This window comes from Nakamurella sp. UYEF19 (genome assembly GCF_040546275.1).
In the GTDB taxonomy this organism is placed as follows: domain Bacteria; phylum Actinomycetota; class Actinomycetes; order Mycobacteriales; family Nakamurellaceae; genus Nakamurella.
Genome location: NZ_JBEPNO010000004.1, coordinates 61,908 through 81,560, shown reverse-complemented (window position 1 = coordinate 81,560; position 19,653 = coordinate 61,908). Strand labels below are relative to the sequence as shown.

Here is a 19,653-nt window from a genome sequence, read left to right as displayed (position 1 = left end):
CTTCGCCTCAGGCGCCGGTGAAGATCTCGATCGCCTTGCTGTCCGGAGACAACGTGACGATCGCGCGCTTGGTTGCTTTGCGCTGTCCGAAGCCGGCCCGGGTGCGCTTGCGCTTGCCCTGCCGGTTGAGCGTGTTCACCGAGGTCACCTTGACGTCGAAGATCTTCTCGATGGCAATCTTGACCTGGGTCTTGTTCGCATCCGGGTGCACCAGGAAGGTGTACCGGCCGGTCTCGAGCAAGCCGTAGCTCTTCTCGGAGACAACCGGCGCGAGGATGATGTCGCGCGGATCGGAGATCACTTGGACTCCTCCTCATCTACTTCGGTCTTGGCAGCCTTCGTTGCCGAGACCTTCTTCTTGGGCGCCTCTTCTTCTTCGACCACCGTTTCTACGACAGCGGCCTGCGCCCTGGCGAAGATCAGGAAGTCGTTCAGCGACTGCTCGGTGAAGACGACGTCGTCGCTCTTGAGCACGTCATAGGTGTTGAGCTGATCGCTGGCGATCAGGTGCACGTTGTCGGCGTTGCGAAGGCTCTTCCAGCCGGCCTCGTCCTCACGGGCGATGACGACCAGGATGTTCTTCGCGGTCGAGACCGCAGCAACGGCGCCGATGGCAACCTTTGTCGACGGCTTGACGCCTTCGACCAGTGCGGACAGCACGTGGATGTTCCCGCCGCGGGCCCGGTCGGAGAGGGCACCGCGCAGAGCGGCGGCCTTCATCTTCTTGGGGGTGCGCTGCAGGTACAGGTGCGGGACCGGTCCGTGGGAGGTACCGCCGCCGACGAACTGCGGCGAACGGGTCGAACCCTGACGGGCGCGGCCGGTGCCCTTCTGGCGGTACGGCTTCTTGCCACCACCGGAGACCTCGCCGCGGTTCTTCGACTTGTGCGTTCCCTGGCGTGCGGCAGCGAGCTGCGCGACGACGACCTGGTGCATCAGGGCGATGTTGGCCTGGACGTCGAAGATCGAGTCCGGAAGGACGATCGAGTCGCCCTTCTCGCCGGCCGGCGTGGTGATCTGAACTGTGGTCGTCACTTCGACGCCCCCTTCACAGCTGCGTTGCCGAGGTGCTTGACGGCGGACTTGACGAAGACGACGCCACCCTTGGGGCCGGGGACGGCACCCTTGATCAGGATGAGGCCCTTGTCCGCGTCGATCGCGTGGATGGTGAGGCTCTGGATGGTGACCTTCTCGTGGCCCATCCGACCCGCCATGCGCATGCCCTTGAAGACACGGCCGGGGGTGGAGCAGCCGCCGATGGAACCGGGTCCACGGTGCTTGCGGTGCACACCGTGCGAGCTGCTCAGGCCCTTGAAGCCGTGACGCTTCATGACGCCGGCGGTGCCCTTGCCCTTGGAGGTGGCCGTGACGTCGATCAGGTTGCCGGCCTCGAAGACCTGCTCGGCCGTCAGTTCCTGGCCCAGCTCGTAGCCGGAGACGTCCTCGGTGCGCAGCTCGGCGATGTGACGGCGAGGCGTGACACCTGCCTTGGCGAAGTGCCCGGTGACCGGCTTGGTCACCTTGCGGGGGTCGATCGCGCCGAAGGCCAGCTGCACACCCGAGTAGCCGTCGGCTTCGGGGGTACGGACCGCGGTCACGACGACCGGGCCGGCGGCGATGACGGTGACCGGGACAACCCGGTTCGTCTCGTCGAAGACCTGGGTCATCCCGAGCTTGTGGCCCAGAATTCCCTTGATCGTGTTAGCCATGATTTGAAATACCCATCTCCTCGAGATCTCTTCAGCCTCAAGGGGTCGGAGGAGATCCCTACTGGATGTTGACGTCGACCGACGCCGGGAGATCGATGCGCATGAGCGCGTCGACCGTCTTCGGGGTCGGATCGAGGATGTCGATCAGACGCTTGTGGGTGCGCATCTCGAAGTGCTCGCGCGAGTCCTTGTACTTGTGCGGCGAGCGGATGACGCAGTACACGTTCTTCTCCGTGGGGAGCGGCACCGGGCCGACGACGCGGGCTCCGGTACGGGTCACCGTCTCGACGATCTTGCGCGCTGAGGCGTCGATCGCTTCGTGGTCATAGGCCTTGAGCCTGATGCGGATCTTCTGTCCCGCCACGCTTGCCGTCCTTCTAGGTTGTCGCTGCATCGGGTCTGTCTTGTCTCGTACTGCTGCCGGCTCGTCCTGCTGGTGCCTCTGCCGGCCGGTACTGCTGGTCGTCACTCTCAACCGCTCGCACGGGCCCGAAGGCCGTGCTCGCGCCTCACCCCGGGGGGCGAGACTGGCGCATGGCTGCACCGGCACTCTCGTTGCGCGAGGGTTGAAGCTCGCCGCTGTTCATCTGTCCGGGACCACCGGTCCACGCGGTCGGGCGTGTCGCGCCGACTGCACATGCCTGTGGTGCTGACATGTCGGACCAGTTGCGCTCGTGAGGAGCACAGTCTGGAGTTCAAAGCTATTGGCCTTGCTGGTGGCTGCCTGTTTCGTAGTCCGGTGGACCTGCTGTCGGACCTGCGGTGCTCACCAGGAAAATCTGACCGCGAACAGCAGCCAACCCGGCGAGGGCAACCTGACGAGTATGCCTCACTTCACCGGTCGACTTCAAATCGAGTGGATCACAGGGCTGTGCCGGCACGCGTCCTGGCAAGGTCACGGAGCGATCAGCGGGTGTTGGTCGGATTGGCGTCACCGGCTGGTGAAGACGGGGCGGGTTCGACCCGGATGGGCCGACGCGCACGGAGCCGTCCGGAGGTCGCGCCTGCGTCACGCAAAGCCCTTCCCTGCAGGCGGGTCAGTTCGATTCGACGTTCCAGCATCAGGGGCCGGTTCAGCTCCGACCAGACGATCCGCATCACGCTGGTACCGACAGCCCGGATGGCATCCTCGCGTTCCTTCTCCCGTACGACGACGTCACTCGGGTCCTCGCCCGGCTGAAGCAGCCTGCCGTACTTCACCTTTCCATCGAACTCGATCAGGGCGGAATCTTCCACGTAGCCCAGATCTGTGCGGCCTACAGCATTCCCGAACCGGTCGGACACCTCTATCTGCAGCTGGGGTGCCGGCAGTCCGAGGCCGTGGATCAGGACCCTGGTCCGTGATTCGCCCGGGCTCTCCGACCGTCCGTCGGCAAAGGCGATGGCACGGCGGGCTGCAGCGTTGCCCGGACGGTGGCGGGCCCGGTCCAGGGCTGTCGCCAGGTCCAACGGACTGGCCAACCTGTGGTGCAGCACGTAGTCACATGCCATGACCGCCGGTTCGAAGGCGGACCCACGGCAGAGGTCGACCAGGGTCCGCGCCGGCGACGTCACGAGAATGCCGTTGACCATGACGATCTCGTCCGACTCGACCCTCGTGGCGTCGACCACCCGGCCCGGTGTCCTGGCGGACCCGCCGCCCGGTTCTCTCGTCAGGTGCACGACGGTCGGGTCCGCCAGCCACAGCGGCAGATCGTGGAGCACTGCTGCTGAGGTGTGGGACACCACCATGGAGGGAGAACGCGCAGCCACACCGATGATCCGCAGTACCTCGAGCGGGCGGCGGGCACCCGGAATCTGGAGGCCGAGGGCATAGACGCCGCGGTACAGACGGACGAGAGTGCCTGCCGCACGGGCGCTTCGGATCTCGTCCTCGGAGAAGCCCTCGGCCAGCAACTGCCGCCGGTCGAGCAGTCCGGTGGATGCGCCGGCGACGTGTTCGAAGATGCTCATCGGTCCAAGGTGACAACCTGACGGCCCTTCTTCCAGCCTCCCCGGCCGAATGTGGACAACCGGAGGCATGGGGACAACCGCGCAGTGCTCACCTGACGGGCCGGCTGGCTCATCTGACGAGTGCTGGTGGTCCACCTGGCAAGGTCTGCCCCTACCTGGCAAAGCCCGCGGGCGTTGCCGAGACCAGGCAAACCTTGCCAAGACGCCTGGACGCCTGGAGCAGACGACAGGCGCGCACCGTCAGGAAGGCTCGCGAGCGTAGAGGCTGAGCAGGCCGCATCCGCGGCAGCGGAACGCCTCGACGATCACGCGTTGCTTGCCCATGACCTTGGCCCCGCCGAAGATGCCGCGCTCGAGCGGGCCGGCGATCCAGCGGAGGTAGCCGGTGGAGCGTTCTCCCCTGTCTTCGAAGAATCCGGGCTCGAGGGCACTGGCACTCCCGCAGCTCGGACAGGTCGCAGTCGCTTCCGTCATGTCGATCACGGTATCGGCCTCGCCAGTACAGATCTCGCGAACGACGAAGATTATGCCGGCCGTGCACCGACCCGGCCGCGTTGGTCTCCGGAACCAGCACGACGCAGCTGGGCCCCGACGCGAATCGCGTCGGGGCCCAGCTGGTCAGAACAGGAACTGAATCACCGGCAAGCCGGAGCGGGAACTACTTGACGATCTTGACGACCGAGCCGGCACCAACGGTGCGGCCACCTTCGCGGATGGCGAAGCGGAGGCCTTCCTCGATGGCGATCGGCTGGATCAGCGAGACGGTCATCTCGGTGGTGTCGCCGGGCATGACCATTTCGGTGCCCTCGGGGAGGGTGACGACGCCGGTCACGTCGGTGGTGCGGAAGAAGAACTGCGGGCGGTAGTTGTTGAAGAACGGCGTGTGGCGGCCGCCTTCGTCCTTGCCCAGGATGTAGACCTGCGCCTCGAACTCCGTGTGAGGAGTGATCGAGCCCGGCTTGACGACGACCTGGCCGCGCTCGACATCTTCGCGCTTGGTGCCACGAAGCAGCAGACCGGCGTTGTCGCCGGCGGTCGCCGAGTCGAGCAGCTTGCGGAACATCTCGATGCCCGTGACGGTGGTCTGGAAGGACTTCGGCTTGATGCCGACGATTTCCACTGTGGCGTTGACGTTGATGACGCCACGCTCGACCTTGCCGGTGACGACGGTGCCACGACCGGTGATCGTGAAGACGTCCTCGATCGGCATCAGGAACGGCTTCTCGGTGTCGCGGACGGGCTCCGGGACGGACTCGTCGACCGCGTTCATCAGCTCGACGACGGTCTCGACCCACTTCGGGTCACCCTCGAGAGCCTTCAGACCGGAGGTCCGGATGACCGGGGCGTCCTCGTCGAAGTCCTGAGCGGCCAGCAGTTCACGGACCTCGAGCTCGACGAGCTCCAGGATCTCCTCGTCGTCGACCATGTCGGACTTGTTCAGCGCGACCAGGATGTAGGGAACGCCGACCTGGCGGGCCAGGAGCACGTGCTCCTTGGTCTGCGGCATCGGGCCGTCGGTGGCGGCGACGACCAGGATCGCGCCGTCCATCTGAGCCGCACCGGTGATCATGTTCTTGATGTAGTCGGCGTGACCGGGCGCATCGACGTGGGCGTAGTGACGCTTCTCGGTCTGGTACTCGACGTGCGCGATGTTGATGGTGATACCGCGCTGGCGCTCTTCCGGCGCCTTGTCGATCTGATCGAAGGCCGACGCCTGGTTCAGGGTCGGGTACTTGTCGGCCAGCACCTTGGTGATGGCCGCGGTCAGTGTGGTCTTGCCGTGGTCAACGTGGCCGATCGTGCCGATGTTGACGTGGGGCTTACTGCGGTCGAACTTCGCCTTCGCCACTGCAGGTCCTCCTCAGGACTGTTTGATGCGCCTCGCGGTCCTTTTCGAAGAACTGGCCGTCGAAGCGTTCGTTGGTGGATCTGGACCTGACCGATGTTCAATCAGGACCCTTGGTGGACCAGCGGACTCGCTGACCCACCGAGCTTGGGGATATCAGAGGTGATGAAACCTCTGGAAGGGTACGGACTGGCTCTCGCAAGAGCCAATCCGTACCTCAGCCGGTGGAAACTACTCGCCGTTCCGCTTCCGCAGACCTACTCGCCGTTCTGCTTCGCGATGATCGTTTTCGCCACGTTCGTCGGAACCTCGGCATACGTCGAGAACACCATCGAGTACGACGCGCGGCCTGCGGTCTTGGACCGGAGATCGCCGACGTAGCCGAACATCTCGGACAGCGGGACCAGAGCGGTCACGACGCGGGCGCCGGAGCGCTCGTCCATGCCCTGGATCTGGCCACGGCGGGAGTTCAGGTCGCCGATGACGTCGCCCATGTTCTCTTCCGGGGTGACGACCTCGACGCTCATCAGCGGCTCGAGCAACACCGGATTGGCCAGCCGGGCCGTCTCCTTCATCGCGATGGAGCCGGCGATCTTGAACGCCATTTCCGAGGAGTCGACGTCGTGGTAGGCACCGTCGACCAGGGTCAGCTTGACCCCGAGCATCGGGAAACCGGCCAGGATGCCGTACTGCAGAGCGTCCTGGGCACCGGCGTCGACGGACGGGATGTACTCGCGCGGGATGCGACCACCCGAGACGGCGTTGACGAACTCGTACGTCGCGCCTTCCGAAGCGGCCATGTCCAGGGGCTCGACCGTGATCTGGATCTTGGCGTACTGCCCGGATCCACCGGTCTGCTTCTTGTGGACGTACGTGTACTTCTCGACCGTGCCGCGGATGGTCTCGCGGTACGCGACCTGCGGCTTGCCGATGTTGGCCTCGACGTTGAACTCACGCCGCATCCGGTCGACCAGGATGTCGAGGTGGAGCTCGCCCATCCCGCCGATGACGGTCTGGCCGGTGTCGTCGTCCTGGTGGACCTTGAACGTCGGGTCCTCCTCGGCCAGCTTCTGGATGGCGACACCCAGCTTCTCCTGGTCGGCCTTGGTCTTCGGCTCGATGGCGACCTCGATGACCGGATCCGGGAACGTCATCGACTCGAGCACGATCGGGTGCGCGGGATCGGACAGCGTGTCGCCGGTGGTCGTCTGCTTCAGCCCCATGACGGCGACGATGTCGCCGGCCGCGGCCGAGGCCAGTTCCTCGCGCTTGTTGGCGTGCATCTGGTAGATCTTGCCGATCCGCTCCTTGCGATCCTTGGTCGCGTTGACGACCTGGGTGCCGGAGTTGAGCGTGCCGGAGTAGATCCGGACGAAGGTCAGCTTGCCGAGGTGCGGGTCGGTCGCGACCTTGAACGCCAGCCCGGAGAAGTCCGACTTGGGGTCGGGCTCGCGGGTGGCCTCGGTGACGCCGTCCTGCAGCAGGCCCATGGTGGCGCCGACGTCGAGCGGGGACGGCAGGTAGGCCACGACAGCGTCGAGCATGGGCTGGACGCCCTTGTTCTTGAACGCCGAGCCACAGGTGACCGGGTTGACCTTGCCGGCGATGGTCGCGCGCCGCAGCGCAGCGTTCAGCTGGTCGACGGACAGCTCCTCGCCGACGAGGAAGGCCTCCATGGCCTCGTCGTCGTTCTCGGAGATCATCTCGACGAGCTTCTCGCGGTACTCGATCGCCTGATCCATGAGGTCGGCCGGGATCTCCTCGACCGCATAGTCCTCACCCTTGACGGTCTCGCCGCGCCAGGTCAGGGCCCGCATGTTGAGCAGGTCGACGACACCGATGAAGTCGCCCTCGGCACCGATCGGCAACTGCAGCACGGCCGGCCTGGCGTTGAGGCGGGTCACCATCATGTCGACGCAGCGGAAGAAGTTCGCGCCGGTGCGATCGAGCTTGTTGACGAAGCACATCCGCGGCACGTGGTACTTCTCGGCCTGACGCCAGACCTGCTCGGTCTGGGGCTCGACACCGGCGACACCGTCGTACACCGCAACCGCGCCGTCAAGGACACGCAGCGACCGCTCGACCTCGACCGTGAAGTCGACGTGGCCGGGCGTGTCGATGATGTTGATCTTGTGACCCTTCCAGTGGGTCGTCGTCGCAGCGGAGGTGATGGTGATGCCACGCTCCTGCTCCTGCTCCATCCAGTCCATGACGGCACCGCCGTCGTGCACTTCACCGATCTTGTAGGTGATACCGGTGTAGAACAGGATGCGCTCGGTCGTGGTGGTCTTACCCGCGTCGATGTGCGCCATGATCCCGATGTTCCGGGTCTTGTCGAGGGCGTTGGGTGCCACGTGCGGTTCTTCCTCGTCTCTTTTCCTAAGCAGGCTGTGGGGCGGGACGTGATCCCGGTGCGCTCACAGCATGCTGGCGCGGCAGGGCGGGGTATCCGCCTCTGCCGCGCCGGGGGTGTAGTTCCACAGTACTCACTGCTGAATTCGATTACCTGCCGACTTCGTCGTCAGTCGCCCGGCCAGGAGCCAGGCGGCGATCCAGGCGGCGTCAACCGCCCGGTCACTACCAGCGGTAGTGCGCGAAGGCCTTGTTGGACTCGGCCATCTTGTGGGTGTCCTCGCGACGCTTGACAGCGGCACCGAGGCCATTGCTGGCGTCGAGCAGTTCGTTCATCAGGCGCTCGGTCATGGTCTTCTCACGACGGGCCTTGGAGTAGCCGACCAGCCAGCGCAGGGCCAGCGTGGTCTGGCGCGGGACGCGGACCTCGACCGGGACCTGATAGGTGGCGCCACCGACACGACGGCTGCGGACCTCGAGCGACGGGCGGACGTTGTCCAGCGCGCGCTTGAGAGTGACAACCGGGTCGGTGCCGCTCTTCTCGCGGCAACCTTCCAAGGCGCCGTACACGATGGCTTGCGCGATGGAGCGCTTGCCGTCCTGCAGGACCTTGTTGACGAGCTGGGTGACCAGCGGGGAGTTGTAGACCGGATCGGCAACGAGTGGCCGCTTCGGGGCGGGACCCTTGCGGGGCATTAGCTCTTCTCCTTCTTCGCGCCGTAACGGCTGCGAGCCTGCTTGCGACCCTTGACGCCCTGGGTGTCCAGCGAGCCACGGATGATCTTGTAACGGACACCGGGAAGATCCTTCACCCGGCCACCACGAACCAGCACGATGGAGTGCTCCTGCAGGTTGTGGCCCTCGCCCGGGATGTAGGCGGTGACCTCGACCTGGCTGGTCAGTCGGACGCGAGCGACCTTGCGAAGCGCCGAGTTCGGCTTCTTCGGGGTGGTCGTGTAGACGCGAGTGCAGACTCCGCGGCGCTGGGGGCTTCCCTTCAGCGCCGGCGTCTTCGTCTTGCTGCTCTTGTCCTGGCGGCCCTTCCGGACCAGCTGCTGGATAGTTGGCATGTGCAGGAGACTTCTTTCTGGGTCGATTGGTGCTGAACGCGAGTACTGCTGCGTGAACGGGTGCTGCACGAGGTCTGTAGGACGTGTCGAACCGCGGCGCTGGAACGTCGGGCACCTCGGGACACGACGATGACCCAGCTGGACCGGGCCAACCAAGAATGCTACCGCAGGAAATGCGGCGACAGAAATGGTCGAAGCCTGATCCGAAGCTGGGTGGATTCGCACGACCCCGGGGCGGGGGTTGTCGATGGCCACCGGCCCGGCTCCCTGGTCCGCTCCGACCGAGGTCGAGTTGGGGGCGAGCCGGACGTCAGCGCTGGGTTCGCTGTCGATGCTACCCCGCCGGCCGCGCTCTTCCGGACAGTGTGAACGGGCCGGACAGGCTGATCGGGACAGTGCGATCCGCACGGTGCGAGCGGGACGGTGCGAGCGGGACGGTGCGAGCGGGACGGTCCGAGCGGGACGGTCCGAGCGGGACGGTCCGAGCGGGACGGTCCGAGCGGGACGGTCCGAGCGGGACGGTGCGAGCGGGACGGTGCGAGCGACCACCCGAGGTGGTCCCGACTGACCGTTATCGGACCGTGATCGGGCCGTGATGTGCCCGCACGGGCGCCGTCGGGGCGCACCCGCCCACCGGGGCCGCCGCGATCGACACCCACCGAAGGACATTCACCCCGACCGACCCACCCTCGAATCAGGTCCGATGTGGAAAACAACAGGACCCGGGCATATCTGTTTCACACTTCAGGCACACTCGTTTCCCCGCTTACGGGGGATTCAGCGTGAGATCAGCCACCCAGCTGTCCGATCTTCCACACCAATCGGGCACGGAATGTGGTCGTTGTGACTGGACGCACAGCGAAGCGGCGGAGTACTCATAAGGGGCAGTCGATGTGGTCGAACCCACAAATCGACGAAGCGACCAATTGACCCGCAGATGAGCTCGATCCAGCAGTCGAGTAGCCGCAGAGCCGCCCGAACCCAAGTAACCGCAAGCGCCCCAATGACGAGGAGGTCGGGACCATGAACGCCAAGCAGGGCGAGGAACGTCGCCGGCTGATCCTGGCGCAGGCACGGGGTGCCGGGCACATAGCGGTCACCGAGATCGCCGACGAACTCGAGGTTGCCGCCGAGACCGTCCGCCGCGACCTGAAGGTGCTGGAGGACCACGGCCTGCTCCGGCGGACCCACGGCGGTGCGTATCCGGTCGAGGGCGCCGGCTTCGAATCCAACATGGCCCACCGGTCCGAATCCTGGGTCCCGGAGAAGCGGCGCATCGCCGCAGCGGCCGCGGATCAGCTCGGCCCGGCCGAGACCGTCTACCTGGACGAGGGTTTCACCCCGCAGCTGGTCGCCGAGGAACTGGTCAACATCGGCCGTCCGCTCACCGTCGTGACCTCGTCGCTGGCCACCGCGAGCATTCTCGCAGCCAGCGCCACCATCAACGTCATCCTGCTCGGCGGCCGGGTCCGCGGGCGCACGCTCGCCACCGTCGACCACTGGGCCACCGCGATGCTCTCCGACCTGGTCATCGACCTGGCCGTGATGGGCGCCAACGGCCTGACCCGTGACCGCGGCCTGACCGTCCCGGACAGCGCGGTCGCCGCAGTGAAGGCGAAAGCCATGGCGGTCTCGCGCCGCAAGGTCTTCGTCGGCATCCACACCAAGTTCGGGGTGACCAGCTTCTGCCGGTTCTCCGACGTGGGGGATTTCGAAACCCTCATCACCGACTCCACCCTCTCGGCGCACGAAGCGCACCGCTACAGCGCACTCGGACCCCAAGTGATCCGGGTCTGACCGCCGGGGCCGGCACCCCGGGGCCCGCCGGGTCCAGCAGTAGCCCACCAACCCCACACCCGTCGACACCGGTGAACACCCTCACCGGTGCTCGAGCTGCCCCCGTGATCAGCCCGATCACAGCAAACCCGCAGTACACAACCCCGAAAGGAACCACTCCAGATGCGTTGGACACACAAGGCGGCAGTTGCCGCCGGCTGCGCCGCGATGCTCGTCACCGCCTCCTGCAGCAGCAGTTCGACCGGAACGGCCGCGCCCACGACGTCGTCGTCCTCGGCCTCGGCTCCCGGCTCCGCTTCGGCTCCGTCGTCGGCCTCGGCGCCGTCGTCGGCCTCGGCGCCGTCGTCAGGCCCGAGCTCGTCGGCGGGCATTCCGTCGTCGGTCCCCGTCGCGAGCGGATCGGCACCGGTCGGCACCGCCGCGCCGCTGACCAAGGACCCGGCCACCGCCGGCAAGACCATCAACGTCCTGATGGTCAACAACCCGCAGATGATCGACCTGCAGAAGCTGACCGCCGCCAACTTCACCGCCCAGACCGGCATCAACGTCAACTACACCGTCCTGCCGGAGAACGACATGCGGGCCAAGGCCTCGCTGGAGTTCAAGAACCAGGCCGGTCAGTACGACGTGGCCACCCTGTCCAACTTCGAGATCCCGATCTACGCGGGCAACAACTGGATGGCGGACCTCACGCCGTACACGACCAAGGACACCGGCTTCAACCAGTCGGACATCTTCCCGGCCTTCACCAAGTCCCTCTCGGTCGACGGGAAGATCTACGGCGAGCCGTTCTACGGTGAGTCGTCGTTCCTGATGTACCGCAAGGACGTCTTCGCCGCCAAGGGCGTCACCCTGGCGGACAAGCCGACGTGGGACGAGGTGTCCGCGGCGGCGGCCAAGGTCGACGGCGCGCAGCCCGGCATGAAGGGCATCTGCCTCCGTGGCCTCCCCGGCTGGGGCCAGCTCGGCGCCCCGCTGACCACCGTCGTCAACACCTTCGGCGGCACCTGGTGGGACAAGGACTGGAACGCCAAGGTCACCGACCCGGCCTTCAAGGACGCGGTCAACTTCTACGTCAACCTGGTCAAGTCCCACGGCGAGGTCAGCCCGGACCAGGCCGGCTTCACCGAGTGCCTGAACAACATGCAGCAGAGCAAGGTGGCCATGTGGTACGACGCCACCTCCGCCGCGGGCTCGCTCGAGGCCAGTGACTCACCGGTCAAGGGCAAGGTCGGCTACGTCCAGGCCCCGGTCAAGAACACCAAGTCCTCCGGCTGGCTGTACGCCTGGTCCTGGGCCATGGAGAACGCGTCCAAGAACAAGGACGCCGCCTGGCAGTTCATCTCGTGGGCTTCGTCCTCGGCCTACGAGAACACCGTCGGCAAGCAGCTCGGCTGGGCCCGTGTCCCGGCCGGCAAGCGCACCTCGCTGTACGCGAACGCCGAGTACAACGCGGCCGCTTCGGCCTTCGCTCCGGCCACCCTGGCCGCGCTGAGTGCCGCTGACCCGACCAACCCGGGCACCCAGCCCCGGCCGACGGTCGGCATCCAGTTCGTCGACATCCCCGAGTTCACGTCATTCGGCGACAAGGTCACCGCGAGCCTGTCCCAGGTGCTCGCGGGCAACGGCACCGTCGACAGCTGGGCGACCGACGCCCAGGCGCAGGCCACCGACGTGGGCAACGCCCAGAAGTAGTTCCGCAGGCGGCGGGTCCGCGTGAACCTCGCGCGGGCCCGCCGCCCCCTTCGGGCCGACCAGTCTTGTTCGGACCGCTCGGACCCGATGGTCCGCCGAGGCCCGTTCGGGCCGCCCAGGTCATCCCTCACACGACACGTTTGCGAAGGAACCGTTCGAATGACCGCTCTCCAAGAAAAAAGCTCGGCGTCGGCCGGCCCATCCGCAGCTGTCGCCAACGAGGTCAACCGCAAGGCCAAGCGCGAGGCGTGGCTGCGTCGCGGCCCGCTGCTCCCCGCCCTGATCTTCACCGTCCTGGTGACCCAGCTGCCGTTCCTGGTCACCATCTACTTCTCGTTCCGTCGATACGACGCGGACCGGCCCAAGATCAGCGGCTGGACCCTCCGCAACTTCCAGCAGGTGTTCACCAACCAAACGATCCTCAAGGACATGTGGCACACGGTGCAGTTGGTCGTGGTCGTCGTCCTGGTCTCGCTCGCCTTCGGGCTGGGGATCGCGCTCCTGCTCAACCGCAGGTTCCCCGGCCGCGGAGCCGTCCGCACCATGATGATCACGCCGTTCCTCATCGTCCCGGTGGCCGCCGCGCTGTTCTTCCGCTACGGCATCTTCGACGCGCAGAACGGCCTGCTCAGCGGGATCGTGACGACGGTGAACCACTGGTTCAACCCGGGCGCACCCGCCTCGACCGTGACGCTCGTCAGCCAGCACCCGCTCCTGGCCGTCCAGATCGAGCTGATCTGGCAGTGGACCCCGTTCATGACGCTCATCCTGCTGGCCGGCCTGCAGTCCCGCCCCGGCGACGTCATCGAGGCGGCCTCGGTCGACGGTGCGAGCCCTTGGCAGATGTTCCGGTTCCTGACGATGCCGCACATGCGGCAGTACCTGGAGTTGGCCGGCCTGCTCGGCAGCATCTACATCATCCAGAACTTCGATGCCGTCTACCAGCTGACGCCGCTCAACCCGCAGACCGAGAACCTGCCCTACCTGATCTTCAACACGATCAACTCGGACAACGACTACGGTCTGGCCTCCGCCCAGGGTGTGATCATCGTGATCGCCACCATCGTCATCGCGACGTTCGCGCTTCGCACCGTGTCCAGCCTGTTCAAAGAGGAGAACTCGCGATGACGACCATTGCCCACGTCGAACCGGTCAGCAAGGGAACCACCGGTGCCTCCTTCAAGAAGAAGGGTGTCGGGTCCGCGCTGACCACCATCGCGACCTGGATCATCGGGCTGATCTTCATCGCGCCGGTCTTCTTCATGATCCTGACGAGCTTCCACCCCGAGGTGAAGGCCAGCCTGAACACGCCGCAGCTCTTCGCGCCGTTGACCCTGGACGGGTACAAGCAGTTCTTCGGCTCCAGTTCGGGCCAGAGCCCGTGGCCGTTCGTGCTGAACTCGGTGCTGTGCTCGGTGATCTCGACGCTGCTGGTGCTCTGCTTCGCGATCCCCGCGGCCTACGCGCTCTCGGTGAAGCCGGTCCGCAAGTGGACCGACGTGATGTTCTTCTTCCTGTCGACCAAGTTCCTGCCGGCCGCAGCCGGCCTGGTGCCGCTGTTCCTCATCGCCAAGGCCGTCGGTGGACTGAACCAGATCTGGTTCATGATCATCCTGTACACCGCCATGAACCTCCCGATCGCCGTCTGGATGATGCGGTCGTTCCTGGCCGACATCCCACCGGCCCTGTTCGAGGCGGCCTCGCTGGACGGCGCCGGCCTGATCAAGACCCTGCTCAAGGTCATCGCGCCGATCGCCGGACCTGGCATCGCCTCCACGTCGCTGATCTGCTTCATCTTCTCCTGGAACGAGTTGTTCCTGGTCAACGTGCTCACCAGCACCTCGGCAGCCCAGACGCTGCCCGCCTTCCTACCCAGCCTGGTCACCTCCCAGGCGCTGTTCCTCGGCAAGCTCTGCGCAGCTGCGACGGCCGTCTCCCTGCCGGTGCTCATCGCCGGTTTCGCGGCCCAGGACAAGCTCGTCCAGGGCCTCTCGTTGGGCGCCGTCAAGTAGTCGCCCGAGCTTCCGGCCGATCCGGTCAGGTGTGGCCCCGCCCACCTGACCGGGTCGGCGATACTACGAATTCCACTTCGGTGGGCAGCGTCTCCGCGACCCACCTCAGGCAGGCAAGACAAGGACACTTCGATGGCCCAGCTCAGTACGGCCACCCTTTCGAGCATCGGCGGGACGGTTCCCATTCCGACGTACGACCGGAGCAAGGTGACGACCGGGGTCGTCCATTTCGGCGTCGGCGGATTTCACCGGGCTCATCAGGCGATGTACCTCGACCGGCTGATGAACGAGGGCAAGGCGCTGGACTGGGGCATCTGCGGGGTCGGCGTGATGCCCTTCGACGCGAAGATGCAGCAGATCATGAATGCCCAGAACTGCCTCTACACCCTGGTCCTCAAAGATCCCGACGGCTCCTGGGAGCCCCGCGTCATCGGGTCGATCGTCGAGTATCTGTTCGCTCCTGACGATCCGGAGGCCGTCATCGAGAAGATGGCCGACCCGGCCACCCGCATCGTGTCGATGACGGTGACCGAAGGTGGCTACAACTTCCACCACGTCACCGGGAAGTTCGACGACACGAACCCTGCCGTCGTCGCCGATCTCGTCCCCGGTGCCATTCCCGGCACCACTTTCGGGCTGATCACCGAGGCGTTGGTCCGCCGGCGTTCGCGCGGTCTGGCGCCCTTCACGATCATGAGTTGCGACAACATCCAGGGCAACGGCCACGTCGCCCACGAGGTGTTCACCGCCTACGCCCGCCTGCGCGAGACTGCCTCGGGCGATGTCGGTCTCGGTGATTGGGTCGACACCCAGGTGCACTTCCCGAACTCGATGGTCGACCGGATCACACCCGTCACCACCGATGACGACCGCGCCGCGATCAGCAAGCGCTTCGGCATCGAGGACGGCTGGCCCGTCGTCTGCGAACCGTTCACCCAGTGGGTGCTCGAGGACAACTTCACCCTCGGCCGGCCGCCGCTGCACCAGGTCGGCGTCCAGGTGGTCGCCGATGTCGAACCCTACGAGCTGATGAAGCTCCGGCTCCTCAACGCGAGCCACCAGGCCCTGTGCTACTTCGGCTACCTGGCCGGCTACCGGTTGGTGCACGAGGTCGCCCAGGACCCACTGTTCGACCGATTCCTGTTGGGCTACATGGACTTCGAGGCCACTCCCACCCTGGAGCCGGTGCCGGGCATCGACCTCGACGACTACAAGCACCAGCTGATCGCCCGGTTCTCCAACAGCGGCGTCCGCGACACGGTGGCGCGGCTCTGCGCCGAGAGTTCCGACCGGATCCCGAAGTGGCTGCTCGCGGTGATCCGCTCGCAGCTGGCGTCGGGTGGTCCGGTTGCGCTGTCCACCGCGGTGGTCGCCAGCTGGGCGCGCTACGCCGAGGGCGTCGACGAGCAGGGCGAGCCGATCGAGGTGGTCGACCGGCTGGCAGACCGGCTCAAGGCCGCGGCCCTTCGGCAGCGGGACGAACCGCTGGCCTTCGTCTCCGACCGCGAGCTCTTCGGGGATCTCGTCGACAACCCGGTCTTCACCGAGGCCTACCTGGAAGCGCTGCAGTCGCTGCACGCCGTCGGCGCCCGCGCCACCCTCGAACGCCTCGTCAGCCTCATCCCCGCCTGACCCGCCCCCTCGTTTTCCGCGCATACAGGAGTGCCCGGCGCATACGGAAGTGCCTGAATTACGGTCATTTCGGTCGAATTCAGGCACTTCTATATGCGCAGCCCGCTCCTGCTTCGGGTCCCCCTTCCGCCGCCGGTCCCGCCTCCGCCGCCGGTCCTGCTTCCGCCGCCACAGGGTCCCCATGTCTGGACAGCCGGCGCAGTCCGAGCAGTCGCGTGCGGTCAGCTGTGGCGCGGGACGGCGCTGAGCACGGTCTTCCCGTTGGGCCACTGCACCTCGACGCGCGCGATCTGATCGAGGTTCAGCGAACTGGAGGCCCACACCGTGGTTCCGCCGCCGGCCACCGACTTCCAATCGCCGACCAGATGCGGCTTGCCCGACGCGTCGTAGACGACGACCTGGTACTTCTCTCCCGCACCGTGTTCGCCCCGGTACTCGCAGTTGACGACAATGCTTGTCCCCCACTGCTTGTCGACCAACTGCATCGACGCATTCATGGGTCCCTTGACGACCTGTTGCATCTCGATGGGGGGCGGCAGTGCGACCGCGGTCGTCGGGGTGGACGGCCGGACGATCAGGGTGATGACCAACGCCACCACGCAGGCCGCGGCGGCGGCCACCGTCCCGGTCCAGATCACGCGTCGTCGCTTGCGTTCGCAGGCCGCAGCGGTGAGCAGACGCGGGAGCAGCGTGTCGGGCACCGGAAGCGGCTCCCGCTCGAGTTCGATTGCTGACGTCAGGGCCAGCAGACCGGGCAGACCGGCCAGTTGGGAGATCGACGCCTGGCACCGCGGACAGGTCGCCAGGTGCAGTTCGAAGGCCTGCCGCTCCGCGGGCGAAAGGCTACCGATGACGTACGACGCGTCGTCCAGGCAGTGGGTCGAGGACACCGAGGCCGGGTTCTGCGGCTCGCGGCTGCTCATGTGACGACCCCCATCTCCTGTAGTGCCAGTCTCAGTGCATGCAACGCGTAATGCGTTCGTGATTTCACGGTACCCAGCGGAATGCCCAGATGGGAGGCAGCCTGACCTGCGGTGCAGCCCCGGAAGTAGCACTCGAGCAGGACCGCCCGGTGTTCCGGCGTCAGCCGCCCCAGTGCCTCGGACACCAGCATCGACTGGAGCGCGGCATCCGTGCGGTCCGGCTCCGATTGCTCCGGCACCGCGTCCATCAGCGCCTCAGGCCGCCGACCTCTGGCCCGCCACTGATCGACGACGATGTTGCGGGCCACGGTGAACAGCCAGCTGCGGGCCGACGAGTGTCCGCGTTCGTCCTGGCCGTGCTGCTCCAGGAGCTCCGGGCGGCGCCAGGCCCGCAGCAGGGTTTCCTGGACCACGTCTTCGGCGCGGCCGCGATCTCCGCTGGTCAGGCCGAGGACGAACGACCAGAGCGCGGCGGCATGCTCGTCATGCAGGGTGCGCATGAGGTCTGCACCGGACTCCACCGCCACCTCCGCTTCGCCATCCAACTGTCATGACCTGATTGCCACTACCCACGTCGGCCCGACCTACCGGACGAGAACCGACCGGGCCCGTCGAAGAGTCTCACGTCATCGGCGGTCAAAAGGTTCATCCGCGTTGATCCGGTGAACTGGTGGTGAACCATTCCACGACCCTCGTCGTGACGAAGGGCATGACGACTCAACTGAACCCCACCGCAGCAGCCGCCACCGACCTCGAGTCCCTGACCGAACCACGTCCTGACTCCTCACCGACCCGACGTCAGGTCCTGGTCGCCGCCGGACTGGGAGCCGGCGCTCTCACCCTCACTGCGTGTGGCAGCACCAGCACACCCGCAGCCGCTGCCCCGACGACATCGGCCAGCACCGCCGCTGCACCGGTCGTCAGTGCCCCGCCGGCGGCGGCGCCGTCCGCGGCTGCAGCACCGTCCGCAGCCGCGCCATCCGCGGCTGCACCGTCCGCCGCGGCGCCATCCGCGGCTGCACCGTCGGCCGCTGCGTCCGGTAACACGCTGGTCGCCTTGAGCAAGGTGCCGGTGGGCGGAGCGGTCGCGGCCAGCGACGCCAACGGCAAGCCGATCATCGTGGCGCAGCCGACCGCCGGGAAGGTGGTGGCCTTCAGCGCCATCTGCACCCACATGGGCTGCCAGGTCAAGGTAGCCGGCGCGGAACTGGACTGCCCGTGCCACGGGTCCAAGTACAACGCGCTCACCGGGGCCGTCCTCGGCGGCCCAGCGCCTGCGCCATTGCCACCCGTCACCGTTGCCGTCTCCGGCGGGAACGTCGTCGCCGGCTGACCAGACGGAGAGGCACGCCAGGGGGACCGCGTTCTGACGCGCCACCGAGGGCGTCGTCCTACCATCGGCGCGTAGACCCAGAAGATTCTGCAACCCGCTCCGCAACCCGGCCGGGGCTCCGGCGTCCACTGCAGCACAAGGGTTTGACCAGCGACAACGAGGCGTTTCGCACCCGATCGGGCCGATCGTCACACGGTCGAGATCGTTGTCAAGCGGGGGTATTTCTCCGGTACTTGCCGGTCTCCTTCAGCTCGATGACGCGAATGTCGTCACCAGAGTTCGACGAATCATCCCTTGTCGCAACCTGCAGCCCGACACCTCACGTCCCCGAACCCATGTCACGGAGCCCGCCATGAACCGCACCCTTCGCGCCGCCGCCGGAATCGCCGCCACTGCCCTGACCGTCCTCACTCTTGCCGCCTGCCAGTCCGGGATCGCCGGGCAGCAACTCGTGGCTGCGACGGCGAACTCGGCGGCTCAGAGCGCGGCGGTCAGCAGCGGCCCGGCGGCGATCGGAACTACAGCCGGTGCCCCACTTTCCAGTGCTCCGCAGTCCAGCGCTCCCGAGCAGAGCATCGCCGCGTCCGCCGACGCGGGAACCGCAGCGGATGGTCCAGCATCTGCACCTGCATCCTCGGCCGTCGTCAGCGACACCTCGGTGACCGACCCCGACACCACCACGGGAACCGGTTCCGGGTCCGGTAGCGGGAGCGGATCCAATGGTGGGAGCGGATCCAGCAGCGGGGGCGGATCGAACTCCGGCACTCAGAACAGCTCCGGCGGCGGTGCGAATTCCAACAGCGGATCCGGTGGAACGAACGCCAAGAGCGCACGCTTCGTCTCCGCGTCCGCCGAATGCGTGCTGGACAGCGGAGACGGCACGTACCACCTGATCGTCTCATGGGAATTGGCCAACGCCACCGGCCTGGCGCTGTCAGTGGACAACCCGGGCCTCGTCGGTTCCTACGGGACCTACAGCTGGCACGGTTCGCAGGATCTGTCCACGCTCGGCTGCTACGCCGACGACCGGGTCCAGGACATCGACCTGTACTCCGTCGGCGGCACCGGCCACCAGGCGAAGAAGAGCTTCCACGTCCACGAGAACCACACCCGGATCACCCCACCCCCGTTCGCCAGCGGCGGCATCTCGGCTGCGACGACAACGCCTTCGACAACGAGCGAAACGGATGCGGCCACCACCGAGCAGGCTCCCGCGACGACCTCCGCGCCCCCGACCACCGAAGCGCCGGTCACGACGACGAACTGACGCCTCACTCCGACACCGGGCCGGGCTGGAAGCTGGGCTGGGGTGATCGACAGAGGCGGTCGCG

General features: G+C 66.5%; 19 protein-coding genes. 7 read left to right on the top strand and 12 right to left on the bottom strand.

All coding sequences use genetic code 11. The features are described from left to right. Window positions 1–7 precede the first annotated feature (7 nt). The 10 genes from rplW to rpsL form a co-directional block, all read right to left on the bottom strand. Complete coding sequence (gene rplW, locus ABIB25_RS08725) at window positions 8–301, bottom strand: 50S ribosomal protein L23 (protein WP_305080161.1); 294 nt, start codon at window positions 299–301, stop codon at window positions 8–10. Continuing rightward, on the bottom strand, window positions 298–1,035 hold the full coding sequence (rplD, locus tag ABIB25_RS08720) for a 50S ribosomal protein L4 (protein WP_354528049.1): 738 nt from the start codon (window positions 1,033–1,035) through the stop codon (window positions 298–300). Before rplD ends, rplW begins: the two co-directional genes overlap by 4 nt. Continuing rightward, complete coding sequence (rplC, locus tag ABIB25_RS08715; protein ID WP_354528048.1) at window positions 1,032–1,709, bottom strand: 50S ribosomal protein L3; 678 nt, start codon at window positions 1,707–1,709, stop codon at window positions 1,032–1,034. Before rplC ends, rplD begins: the two co-directional genes overlap by 4 nt. Window positions 1,710–1,767: 58 nt before the next feature. Beyond that, entirely contained in the window at window positions 1,768–2,073 is a 306-nt protein-coding gene (gene rpsJ, locus ABIB25_RS08710) for a 30S ribosomal protein S10 (RefSeq protein ID WP_003938093.1), read from the bottom strand. 542 nt (window positions 2,074–2,615) lie between these two features. Continuing rightward, the gene (locus tag ABIB25_RS08705; RefSeq protein ID WP_354528047.1) at window positions 2,616–3,662 is read right to left on the bottom strand and encodes a type IV toxin-antitoxin system AbiEi family antitoxin domain-containing protein; all 1,047 of its coding nucleotides are present in this window, start codon (window positions 3,660–3,662) and stop codon (window positions 2,616–2,618) included. Window positions 3,663–3,902: 240 nt separating this feature from the next. Next, window positions 3,903–4,136 (bottom strand): hypothetical protein, encoded by a 234-nt coding sequence (locus ABIB25_RS08700; protein WP_354528046.1) that lies wholly within the window; start codon window positions 4,134–4,136, stop codon window positions 3,903–3,905. A gap of 184 nt (window positions 4,137–4,320) precedes the next feature. Next, a complete protein-coding gene (gene tuf, locus ABIB25_RS08695; protein WP_354528045.1) occupies window positions 4,321–5,511 on the bottom strand; it encodes an elongation factor Tu in 1,191 nt (396 codons plus the stop codon). Window positions 5,512–5,765: 254 nt separating this feature from the next. Beyond that, window positions 5,766–7,862, bottom strand: a complete 2,097-nt coding sequence (gene fusA, locus ABIB25_RS08690) for an elongation factor G (RefSeq protein ID WP_354528044.1) — start codon at window positions 7,860–7,862, stop codon at window positions 5,766–5,768. Between the two features lie 223 nt (window positions 7,863–8,085). Then, a complete protein-coding gene (gene rpsG / locus ABIB25_RS08685) occupies window positions 8,086–8,556 on the bottom strand; it encodes a 30S ribosomal protein S7 (protein ID WP_090476329.1) in 471 nt (156 codons plus the stop codon). After that, the gene (gene rpsL / locus ABIB25_RS08680; protein WP_187093952.1) at window positions 8,556–8,930 is read right to left on the bottom strand and encodes a 30S ribosomal protein S12; all 375 of its coding nucleotides are present in this window, start codon (window positions 8,928–8,930) and stop codon (window positions 8,556–8,558) included. Before rpsL ends, rpsG begins: the two co-directional genes overlap by 1 nt. A 1,023-nt stretch (window positions 8,931–9,953) precedes the next feature. Here rpsL and ABIB25_RS08675 point away from each other — a divergent pair. The 5 genes from ABIB25_RS08675 (at window position 9,954) to ABIB25_RS08655 (ending at window position 16,066) form a co-directional block, all read left to right on the top strand. Continuing rightward, the gene (locus tag ABIB25_RS08675; protein WP_354528043.1) at window positions 9,954–10,727 is read left to right on the top strand and encodes a DeoR/GlpR family DNA-binding transcription regulator; all 774 of its coding nucleotides are present in this window, start codon (window positions 9,954–9,956) and stop codon (window positions 10,725–10,727) included. A 471-nt stretch (window positions 10,728–11,198) separates the two neighbouring features. Continuing rightward, window positions 11,199–12,422 (top strand): ABC transporter substrate-binding protein, encoded by a 1,224-nt coding sequence (locus tag ABIB25_RS08670; RefSeq protein WP_354528248.1) that lies wholly within the window; start codon window positions 11,199–11,201, stop codon window positions 12,420–12,422. Window positions 12,423–12,581: 159 nt separating this feature from the next. Next, window positions 12,582–13,550: a carbohydrate ABC transporter permease gene (locus tag ABIB25_RS08665; RefSeq protein ID WP_354528042.1), complete on the top strand. Its 969-nt coding sequence runs from the start codon at window positions 12,582–12,584 to the stop codon at window positions 13,548–13,550. Then, window positions 13,547–14,434 carry a carbohydrate ABC transporter permease gene (locus ABIB25_RS08660; RefSeq protein WP_354528041.1) on the top strand — a complete coding sequence of 296 codons (888 nt, stop codon included), beginning with the start codon at window positions 13,547–13,549 and terminating at the stop codon, window positions 14,432–14,434. Before ABIB25_RS08665 ends, ABIB25_RS08660 begins: the two co-directional genes overlap by 4 nt. 132 nt (window positions 14,435–14,566) lie before the next feature. Then, window positions 14,567–16,066 (top strand): mannitol dehydrogenase family protein, encoded by a 1,500-nt coding sequence (locus ABIB25_RS08655; protein ID WP_354528040.1) that lies wholly within the window; start codon window positions 14,567–14,569, stop codon window positions 16,064–16,066. A gap of 221 nt (window positions 16,067–16,287) precedes the next feature. Here ABIB25_RS08655 and ABIB25_RS08650 read toward each other — a convergent pair whose 3' ends face one another. Together ABIB25_RS08650 and ABIB25_RS08645 are read right to left on the bottom strand one after the other, a co-directional pair. Then, the gene (locus ABIB25_RS08650) at window positions 16,288–16,989 is read right to left on the bottom strand and encodes an anti-sigma factor family protein (RefSeq protein ID WP_354528039.1); all 702 of its coding nucleotides are present in this window, start codon (window positions 16,987–16,989) and stop codon (window positions 16,288–16,290) included. Then, a complete protein-coding gene (locus tag ABIB25_RS08645; RefSeq protein WP_354528038.1) occupies window positions 16,986–17,534 on the bottom strand; it encodes a sigma-70 family RNA polymerase sigma factor in 549 nt (182 codons plus the stop codon). Before ABIB25_RS08645 ends, ABIB25_RS08650 begins: the two co-directional genes overlap by 4 nt. Before the next feature lie 128 nt (window positions 17,535–17,662). Here ABIB25_RS08645 and ABIB25_RS08640 point away from each other — a divergent pair, with 128 nt between their 5' ends. Both ABIB25_RS08640 and ABIB25_RS08635 read left to right on the top strand, forming a co-directional pair. Beyond that, window positions 17,663–18,322, top strand: coding sequence for a Rieske (2Fe-2S) protein (locus tag ABIB25_RS08640; RefSeq protein ID WP_354528037.1), 660 nt, complete (start codon window positions 17,663–17,665; stop codon window positions 18,320–18,322). A 352-nt stretch (window positions 18,323–18,674) separates the two neighbouring features. Then, window positions 18,675–19,589, top strand: a complete 915-nt coding sequence (locus ABIB25_RS08635) for a hypothetical protein (protein ID WP_354528036.1) — start codon at window positions 18,675–18,677, stop codon at window positions 19,587–19,589. Window positions 19,590–19,653: the final 64 nt, after the last annotated feature.